This is a genomic window from Erwinia sp., assembly GCF_031978025.1.
Taxonomy (GTDB): domain Bacteria; phylum Pseudomonadota; class Gammaproteobacteria; order Enterobacterales; family Enterobacteriaceae; genus Erwinia.
The window spans coordinates 1-7,978 of record NZ_DALZCD010000204.1 but is presented as its reverse complement, the minus strand read 5'-3'; the positions used below and the strand labels follow the sequence as shown (position 1 = coordinate 7,978).

The following is a 7,978-nucleotide window of genomic DNA, read 5'->3' as shown; positions in this document are numbered from 1 at the left end:
CAGCCGCTATGGCGGTATCGGGCTGGGGCTGAGTATCGTCAGCCGTATTGCTCAGCTGCATAAGGCGCAGTTTTTTCTCGAAAACCGGCGGCAGGCTTCAGGCTGCCGGGCTTCGGTAAAATTTACCTGACCACGGCTCAGGCGGAGAACCAAATCCGCAGAAAAGCTAAAACGACAAGGCCGCTGAAAATCACGGCGGTATATTCACTTATCGGGCGGACGCGTGGCTGTTTCATGGTGCTCTCCTCTGGATGGTAAGAGGAGTTTCCTGTAAGAATATTAAGGCAACATTAAGGCCACGCTGAACCGCTCGTCCTTTTCGGTTTCTTGCTGACGGTACCTCACTGCCGCACGGAAAATGCCGCTTATAAAGCCCTCCTGTCGCGTTTATTTCTTGTCCTGTTTCTTATGCTCTGAAGCCAGTACGACATAAAGTGACGTCGGCACCAGGCTGCCGCTGCGCCAGTTCAGCTTCAATATGCGCTCAATAAGAATGCAACTTAAGCCTCATCACAAGGTTAATAAACACACAAAAAGTTACTTTTTGTATAAGCTTTTCTTATGCCTCAGATGAAAATGCAGAGAGCCGCACAACGCCTCCGCCACACTATTTACCGCCTGAAACGGAAAGCAAACGTTTACTTGCGGGCAAATTCTCTTTTCCGGCCAGACAAGCAGCAGACAGCTTAAGTTCCGCGCATTACGTGAGCTGCATCACACTTTAATTAAAGTGAAATGAAACAGAGTTTGACAACTGTGAGCGATATCTATTTCCTAAAGCGCGGATGACGGCACACTTTTTCCGACATTTGATACGGGCGCTTTCGGCACTGAAACCGCCTCTGTTCCGTTCCGGATAACAACAGATAAGACCATCGCGCGGGCTGCAGAAAATGGTCGATAAGCATGTGGTAATATAATGAAATATAAATCTCTGATGGCGGGTGCCGTAATGGCGCTTTCATACAGTACCGTTTCGTTTGCTGCCCCCGAGCAGCCGCAGTACGTTTCCGACTGGTGGCACCAAAGCGTTAACGTGGTGGGCAGCTACCACACCCGTTTCGGGCCGCAGTTTAACAACGATGTTTATCTGGAATATGAAGCCTTCGCCAAAAAAGACTGGTTCGATTTTTACGGTTATCTGGATCTGACCAACTTCTTCGGTGCCGGTAACTCAAACGCCAACGGCATTTTCGACCACGGCTCGCCGATGTTTATGGAGATCGAACCGCGCTTCTCTATCGACAAGCTGACCAATACCGATCTGAGCATCGGGCCGGTAAAAGAGTGGTATTTCGCCAATAACTATATCTACGATATGGGCCATAACAGCGACAACCGCCAGAACACGTGGTATATGGGCCTCGGCACCGATATCGACACCCACACGCCGGTCAACCTGTCGCTGAACGTTTACGCCAAATACCAGTGGGAAAACTACGGCGCGGCTAACGAAAACAGCTGGGATGGCTACCGTTTCAAGGTGAAGTACTTTGTGCCGCTGACGTCGCTGTGGGGCGGCAACCTGAGCTATATCGGCTTTACCAACTTTGACTGGGGTTCCGACCTGCGTGATAAGAGCGACGCCTCACGCACCAGCAACTCCATCGCTTCCAGCCATGTGCTGTCGCTGGTTTACGATCACTGGCACTACTCCGTTGTCGCGCGTTACTTCCACAACGGCGGTCAGTGGGCTGACGGGCAGGATCTGAACTTCGGCACGGGGAATTTTGAAGTGAAATCCACCGGCTGGGGCTACTATCTGGTCGCTGGCTATAACTTCTGATCCGCCATATTTCCTCAACCGCCAGCCTTTTCCCTCGCTGGCGGTGCTTTTCCCCTCGCGGCAAAACCTATACTCTTTCAGGCGATGTTTTTTCCCTACAAAGGATAATGTATGCCTGCCGAACACCCGGTTAAATTACGCCCGCTGGAGCGTGAAGATCTGCATTTTGTCCATCAGTTGGACAACAACGCCAGCGTGATGCGCTACTGGTTTGAAGAGCCTTACGAAGCTTTCGTTGAGCTATCCGATCTCTATGACAAACATATTCACGATCAGAGCGAACGCCGTTTTGTCGTGGAGTTTGAGGAAGATAAGGTGGGTCTGGTGGAGCTGGTTGAAATCAACCATATTCATCGTCGCGCGGAGTTTCAGATTATTATCGCGCCCGGCCATCAGGGCAAAGGCCTCGCCAGCAAAGCCGCGCTTCTGGCGATGGAATATGGCTTCTCCGTCCTTAATCTTTACAAACTCTATTTAATTGTCGATAAAGAGAATAAAAAGGCGATCCATATTTACACCAAGCTCGGATTTGAAATTGAAGGCGAGCTGATCCACGAATTCTTTATTAACGGCGAGTATCGCAACACCATCCGTATGTGTATTTTCCAGCATCAGTACCTGGCTAAGCACAAGTCGGCGCATACGATGGTCAAACCGACGGCGCAGTAAGCCCGACCAGGCGTCCCGCTTCTCTGACGCGGGACGCCCTGTTGGGGATCAGCTGCGTGCGCCGACAGGATGCATGATAATCCGGGCTGGCGGTTCTTCGATGTGATACATGCCGCCGTTGAACGGATCGACCAGCAGCCAGCCCGGGAAGCCGCCAAGCGGAATATTCCCCAGCAGATACCAGAGGTTAGCCTTTTCGTTAAGCGGGAGCGTTTGTGGCACGTAGCCCGGCTGCTCCAGCATCAGCATAAATTTCTTTTTGCCAAAGTAGTTGCCGTCGGATTTTGCCAGCGTCACGGTCTTTGGCGTATAGCCTTCCGCTACCGCCCTGCCGGTTTCATCCTGCACGACAAATTTTGCCCCTTGCGGCCAGCTCTGGATGCTCACATCCTGGGTTTGATCGCCCACGATAGTGGCACATCCGCCGAGCAGCCACGCCGAAACCAGCACCGGTAAAATACGTTTCATAAGCTTTCCTGCCAGGTTAAATAGTGAGAATAGTTGGGCGCAGCGAATAACGCCCGGCGACCGCGGGCGTTATTGTGCAAAGCTCTGAAGGTATTATCGGCAGCGTTGGGCGATAGCTTTAATATCGGCGGGCGTGGTGCGGCAACAGCCGCCAATCAGTCTGGCTCCGGCGGCCTGCCACTCGGCAAGGTTATCCGCCAGCGTGCAGGTTGAAGCATCGCTGTGCCAGCTTTTACTGACGGCATCATACTGCTCGCCGGAGTTCGGATAGACCACCAGCGGCTTTTCGCTCAGCGCGGAGAAAACGTTTAGCGCCGCCGTGACTTTATCCAGCGCGATACAGTTGATGCCCAGCGCTACCGCCTGCGGTTGCGCATCCAGGAAGGCAATAACGTCGGCCAAAGGCGTGCCGTCGCTAAGATGGTCGCTGTCGCGCAGCGTAAATGAGAACCAGGCCGGCGTGGCGGGAAACTCCGCCAGTAGAGCGACCAGCGCTCTGATCTCGGCAAAGGAAGGCAGCGTTTCACAGGCCAGTATATCGACTCCGGCTGCAACCAGCGCCCGCACGCGCGGCCGATGGAAGGCCATCATCTCCGCCTCTGGCAGCGCATAATCGCCGCGGTATTCAGACCCATCAGCCAGGAAGGCGCCATAAGGTCCTACGGAACCAGCAACCAGCAGCGGCCCGGCCTGCGGCGCATCCGCCAAATAGTCCTCGCGGGCCTTTACGGCCAGCGCCACGCTTCTGGCTATCAGCGCCAGCGACGCTGTTTCATCCAGTCCGCGCTGCGCGAAACCCTGTGGCGTCGCCTGATAGCTGGCGGTGATCGCGACCTGCGCACCGGCTTTAAAATAGTCATAATGCACCTGATAAATCAGTTCAGGATTTTCAATCAGCACCTTTGCAGACCACAGCGCGTCGCTCAGGTCACACCCGCGCGCTTCCAGTTCGGTGGCCATCGCACCATCCAGTACCAGGCCAGCGGCCACCTGCTGTTTAACGGCATCAATCGACAACATGTGAGGTCTCCTTTGCCTGCTCGCGTTTTTGCAGCAGCTGAGTTAAGTAGTAAGCGCCGTAACAAACAGCGATAAAAGGCAGCCCGCAGTATAGCGCGATGCGCTGCTCGGGATCGAAAGCCAGGCCGACGCAGGCCAGCAGGCAGAGTATAAAGCCCAGCACGGGCGTCAACGGATACCATGGCGCGCGGTATTTCAAGTCGGCAAGCGGTTTGCCGGCGCGCAGGTGCGCTCGCCGGAAGAAAAAGTGTGCGGCGCAAATACTTAGCCAGACGGCCACCACGGCAAAGCCAGAGATGGCGGAAAGCGCCACGAATACCGTATCCGGCGCGATTACGCTGGAGAACAGCGCCAGCACCCCACCCAGCATACTGACCGAAATAGCCGTTAGCGGAATACCGCGGCGGGTCAGACGGGCAAAGCAGCGCGGCAGCGTTTTCTGATTGGAGAGCGACCAGAGCATACGGCCAGAGGCGTACAGGCCGGAGTTAGCCGCCGACAGAATAGCGGTCAGGATAACAAAGTTAAAAATATCGGCCGCATAAGGGATCCCGATCTTTTCAAACACCAGCACAAACGGGCTTTTCACAATGCCAGCCTGATCCATCGGGATGAGTGCGGCCAGAATCAGAACGGTACCGATAAAGAAAATGATCAGGCGCGCAACCGTAGTGCGTATCGCCAGCGGCAGGACCTTGTGTGGATTTTCCGTCTCGCCTGCCGCGATACCGATAAGCTCGGTACCGGAGAAAGCAAAGTTTACCGCTACCATGGTCATCAGGATCGGCAGTACGCCGTGCGGTAGCCAGCCGTGCGCGGTCAGATTATGGAAGAAAGGCGCGCTGCTGCCGTCTTTCAGCGGGATAAAACCGAACATCGCACCGGCCCCAAGCACGATAAACGCCAGAATGGTAATGACTTTGATCAGCGAAAACCAGAATTCCCCCTCGGCAAAGAAGCGAGAAGAAATCACGTTAAGCAGGAAGATGAGCGCGCAGAACAGCAGGCACCAGAGCCAGACCGGCGACTGAGGAAACCAGTACTGCATACAGAAACCGGCGGCCGTCAGGCTTGATCCCAGCGCCACGGTCCAGGTCAGCCAGTAAAGCCAGGCCACGGTGTAGCCGGTAGCCGGGCTGAGGTAGCGCGCGGCATACACGTGAAACGCTCCGGTTTCGGGCATCGCAACGGAAAGCTCACCCAGGCTGAGCATCACCAGATACACCACCAGCGCGCCAATCAGATAGGCCAGCAGCGTACCCGCCGCACCGGTAGTGGAAATAATATAGCCGGTGTTAAAAAACAGGCCGGTACCGATTACGCCGCCAAGCGAAAGCATCACCAGATGGCGCGCTTTCATGCTGCGTTTGAATTGTTGCGTATTGTCCTGCTGAGTTTGCTGCATGCTGTCATCCGTATAGACGTCTAAACTTCTACATAGCCAGGTGTTATACCTGGTCTGTGACGGTAATGCAACGTCAGCAAACGTAAAGCAGCGCTTTCAGGCCAGCGATCGGCACTCAGTCAAAGACGGATTCCAGGTAGCGCTCCAGCGCGGCACGCGAGCTGAAGCCGTGCGGGATGCCATAGTGATCCCGGCTGTCGCCAACCAGGTACATAGGAAACTGCACGTAGTGCTCGCAGGTTTTAATTTCGTTAGCGGGTTCCGCAAAGCTGTGGCTTTTTTCCTTTAGCGTGGGATGGATGACCAGTGCGGTGCGTCCCAGACGCGCTTCGCGGTTAACGTACACATAGCTGTCGCCTCGGCGATATCCGTAAGCTTTCGCGGTGACCGCGTCCATTTCAAATCCCGCTTTTTCCAGTACGCGAGCGACCTCATCAGGGCGTAGATACATGCTTAATCCTCTAATACTTGCCAACTCCGTCACCTTACCTTAGCGCCAGGGCGCAGGGCTTTCGGAATTGTCCAGAAACAGGGTGCCCGGAAGCCCGGTGCACGAAATATCTCTCTGATAGTCTATAGTAAATAGTCTGTATCATTTCCAGGAGAGCGCTAAATGTTTAACCGGACGACAAAAAACGAAGATGTTGATATCAACCAGGACGTCACTCTGCTGGCTGATACCCTTGATGGTCTGCTGAAATCTTACGGCAGCAAATCTAAAGAAGAAGTGGATGAAGCACGCAGCAAAGCACAGGCGCTACTGAAAGACACCCGCGCTAAACTTAACGGCAGCGGCAACCGCGTGTCCCAGGTCGCTAAAGACGCGGGCGAGCATGTGGATACCTTTGTTCGTGACAACCCGTGGCACGGCGTCGGTATTGGTGCAGCGATAGGTGTTTTCCTTGGTGCACTGATTGCGACCAGCGCTTCCCGCGACTGATAGCTTAACTTTCCCCGCCCCGGCGGGGAAAGTTGTTCCCCCGACAGTCGCGTCGAGCCTCCCTCTCCCTTTCTCTTCCACGCGAGTCCATCAAAACCGTTTTGCCATCAAACGCTTCCCACTTAGCTTTCCCTGTGAGTTTCGGGCCTGCCCCGCTTCTGACCGGGCTTTCTGAGCTTCCTGCTTTTCAACATCAGCCGCTTTAAGGCCCTTCCGCGCTTACGGTACCAATTCCCCCGTCTCACCATGCTATTTACCCGACTCTCTGCCCGCCAAAAAAAATTTCCCGCTCAAAACCCGCTACGGCAAGGCTTTAAGCCGTTTGTTTTGAATAAGCGTACAAGATGCGCGGTTGCAATAGCAAAACTCTACATCTAGTATTAAATTACTAAAAAACACCTATATGTAGTGATGGGGCCAGTAAGGCCGGGTGATTACTCAGCGGTTTACCTGCACTGTTTGTGCCGGGCATCCGCCCTCAAACGGAAATACGAATCATGCGCATTATTATTTACACGAAAAATAACTGTGTCCAGTGCAGTGCGACAAAAAACGCGCTGGATAAGCAGGGTATCGCGTATCAGCTGATCAATCTGGATCAGGATCCTGCCGGGCTGGAGAGGCTGAAAGCGCTGGGCTATCGTCAGGTTCCCGTGGTGATGGCGGACGAAGATCACTGGAGCGGTTTCCGCCCCGACAAAATTTCCGCTCTGGGCCGTCTCGCCGTACAGGGCTGACACCATGCTGGTTTATTTTTCGAGTCAGTCGGAAAACACCCATCGCTTTGTGCTGCGTACCGGCCTGCCCTGCCGTCGTATCCCTATCGACGGCCAACCGCTGCACGTGGCTGACCCCTATGTGCTGGTCGTGCCCAGCTATGGTGGCGGCACTGCCAAAGGCGCGGTGCCGAAGCAGGTCATTCAGTTCCTTAATGATGTCGATAATCGCCAGGGCATTCGCGGCGTGATTGCCGCAGGCAACCGTAATTTTGGCGAGGCTTATTGCCTGGCGGGCAAAATTATTGCGCAAAAATGCCACGTCCCGTGCCTGTATCGTTTCGAGCTGCTCGGCACGGAGGAAGACATCGCTAACGTTTCCAGGGGAGTAACCCAATTTTGGCAACAACAGAAAGTACACGCATAGCACCGACCACGGCCGACTACCATTCCCTGAATGCGATGCTCAACCTTTACGATGCCAACGGCCATATTCAGTTTGAGAAAGATCGCGAGGCGACACGTCACTATTTTTTACAGCATGTGCTGCCGAATACGGTGGCTTTCGGCTCAGTTAGTGAGCGCTTACAATACATGGTGGCAGAAGGCTATTACGAAGCCGACGTGTTGAACGCTTACCCTTTTGAGTTTATTAACGAGCTGTTTGAGCAGGCTTACCGGCGGCGTTTCCGCTTTCAGACTTTCCTCGGCGCATGGAAGTTCTATACCAGCTACACGCTGAAAACGTTCGACGGCAAGCGTTACCTTGAAGGCTTTAGCGAACGCGTCTGCATGGTGGCATTGACGCTGGCTAGAGGCGACCAGCCGCTGGCAACGGCGCTGATGGAAGAGATGCTTTCTGGCCGCTTTCAGCCCGCCACACCCACGTTTCTGAACGCTGGCAAACAGCAGCGCGGCGAGCTGGTTTCCTGTTTTCTGCTGCGTATTGAAGACAATATGGAGTCGATCGGCCG

Annotated in this window: 10 protein-coding genes and 1 pseudogene; 7 read left to right on the top strand and 4 right to left on the bottom strand. The window is 54.4% G+C overall.

Annotated features, from left to right (window positions below; genetic code table 11):
* The 3 genes and pseudogenes from RTK32_RS15615 to speG form a co-directional block, all read left to right on the top strand.
* Positions 1 to 130, top strand: a pseudogene (locus tag RTK32_RS15615) (two-component sensor histidine kinase); the annotation flags it as partial.
* Between the two features lie 789 nt (positions 131 to 919).
* Positions 920 to 1,786 carry a nucleoside-specific channel-forming protein Tsx gene (locus RTK32_RS15610; protein WP_312045564.1) on the top strand — a complete coding sequence of 289 codons (867 nt, stop codon included), beginning with the start codon at positions 920 to 922 and terminating at the stop codon, positions 1,784 to 1,786.
* Between the two features lie 111 nt (positions 1,787 to 1,897).
* Entirely contained in the window at positions 1,898 to 2,455 is a 558-nt protein-coding gene (gene speG, locus RTK32_RS15605) for a spermidine N1-acetyltransferase (RefSeq protein ID WP_312045562.1), read from the top strand.
* 48 nt (positions 2,456 to 2,503) lie between these two features.
* On the opposite strand, the gene RTK32_RS15600 is transcribed toward speG, so the two are convergent.
* The 4 genes from RTK32_RS15600 to RTK32_RS15585 form a co-directional block, all read right to left on the bottom strand.
* Positions 2,504 to 2,923: a hypothetical protein gene (locus tag RTK32_RS15600; RefSeq protein ID WP_312045560.1), complete on the bottom strand. Its 420-nt coding sequence runs from the start codon at positions 2,921 to 2,923 to the stop codon at positions 2,504 to 2,506.
* A 93-nt stretch (positions 2,924 to 3,016) separates the two neighbouring features.
* Positions 3,017 to 3,943, bottom strand: a complete 927-nt coding sequence (gene mmuM, locus RTK32_RS15595; protein WP_312045558.1) for a homocysteine S-methyltransferase — start codon at positions 3,941 to 3,943, stop codon at positions 3,017 to 3,019.
* Positions 3,930 to 5,348, bottom strand: a complete 1,419-nt coding sequence (mmuP, locus tag RTK32_RS15590; protein ID WP_312045556.1) for an S-methylmethionine permease — start codon at positions 5,346 to 5,348, stop codon at positions 3,930 to 3,932. Before mmuP ends, mmuM begins: the two co-directional genes overlap by 14 nt.
* A 115-nt stretch (positions 5,349 to 5,463) precedes the next feature.
* The gene (locus tag RTK32_RS15585; protein ID WP_125289393.1) at positions 5,464 to 5,799 is read right to left on the bottom strand and encodes a DUF2002 family protein; all 336 of its coding nucleotides are present in this window, start codon (positions 5,797 to 5,799) and stop codon (positions 5,464 to 5,466) included.
* 162 nt (positions 5,800 to 5,961) lie between these two features.
* Between RTK32_RS15585 and RTK32_RS15580 the strand changes: the two genes are divergently transcribed.
* The 4 genes from RTK32_RS15580 to RTK32_RS15565 all read left to right on the top strand — a co-directional run.
* Positions 5,962 to 6,288 carry a DUF883 family protein gene (locus RTK32_RS15580; protein WP_312045554.1) on the top strand — a complete coding sequence of 109 codons (327 nt, stop codon included), beginning with the start codon at positions 5,962 to 5,964 and terminating at the stop codon, positions 6,286 to 6,288.
* Between the two features lie 497 nt (positions 6,289 to 6,785).
* Positions 6,786 to 7,025: a glutaredoxin-like protein NrdH gene (gene nrdH, locus RTK32_RS15575; protein ID WP_312045553.1), complete on the top strand. Its 240-nt coding sequence runs from the start codon at positions 6,786 to 6,788 to the stop codon at positions 7,023 to 7,025.
* Between the two features lie 4 nt (positions 7,026 to 7,029).
* Positions 7,030 to 7,431 (top strand): class Ib ribonucleoside-diphosphate reductase assembly flavoprotein NrdI, encoded by a 402-nt coding sequence (gene nrdI, locus RTK32_RS15570; RefSeq protein WP_312045551.1) that lies wholly within the window; start codon positions 7,030 to 7,032, stop codon positions 7,429 to 7,431.
* The coding region (locus RTK32_RS15565; protein ID WP_312045549.1) for a ribonucleotide reductase N-terminal alpha domain-containing protein at positions 7,404 to 7,978 on the top strand (575 nt) is incomplete at its 3' end. The genes nrdI and RTK32_RS15565, both read left to right, overlap by 28 nt.

Coding starts and splice junctions, on each gene's coding strand:
- nrdI (WP_312045551.1), top strand. CDS start 7,030: ATGCTGGTTTATTTTTCGAGTCAGTCGGAAAACACCCATCGCTTTGTG.
- RTK32_RS15580 (WP_312045554.1), top strand. CDS start 5,962: ATGTTTAACCGGACGACAAAAAACGAAGATGTTGATATCAACCAGGAC.
- RTK32_RS15600 (WP_312045560.1), bottom strand. CDS start 2,923: ATGAAACGTATTTTACCGGTGCTGGTTTCGGCGTGGCTGCTCGGCGGA.
- speG (WP_312045562.1), top strand. CDS start 1,898: ATGCCTGCCGAACACCCGGTTAAATTACGCCCGCTGGAGCGTGAAGAT.
- mmuP (WP_312045556.1), bottom strand. CDS start 5,348: ATGCAGCAAACTCAGCAGGACAATACGCAACAATTCAAACGCAGCATG.
- RTK32_RS15585 (WP_125289393.1), bottom strand. CDS start 5,799: ATGTATCTACGCCCTGATGAGGTCGCTCGCGTACTGGAAAAAGCGGGA.
- mmuM (WP_312045558.1), bottom strand. CDS start 3,943: ATGTTGTCGATTGATGCCGTTAAACAGCAGGTGGCCGCTGGCCTGGTA.
- RTK32_RS15610 (WP_312045564.1), top strand. CDS start 920: ATGAAATATAAATCTCTGATGGCGGGTGCCGTAATGGCGCTTTCATAC.
- nrdH (WP_312045553.1), top strand. CDS start 6,786: ATGCGCATTATTATTTACACGAAAAATAACTGTGTCCAGTGCAGTGCG.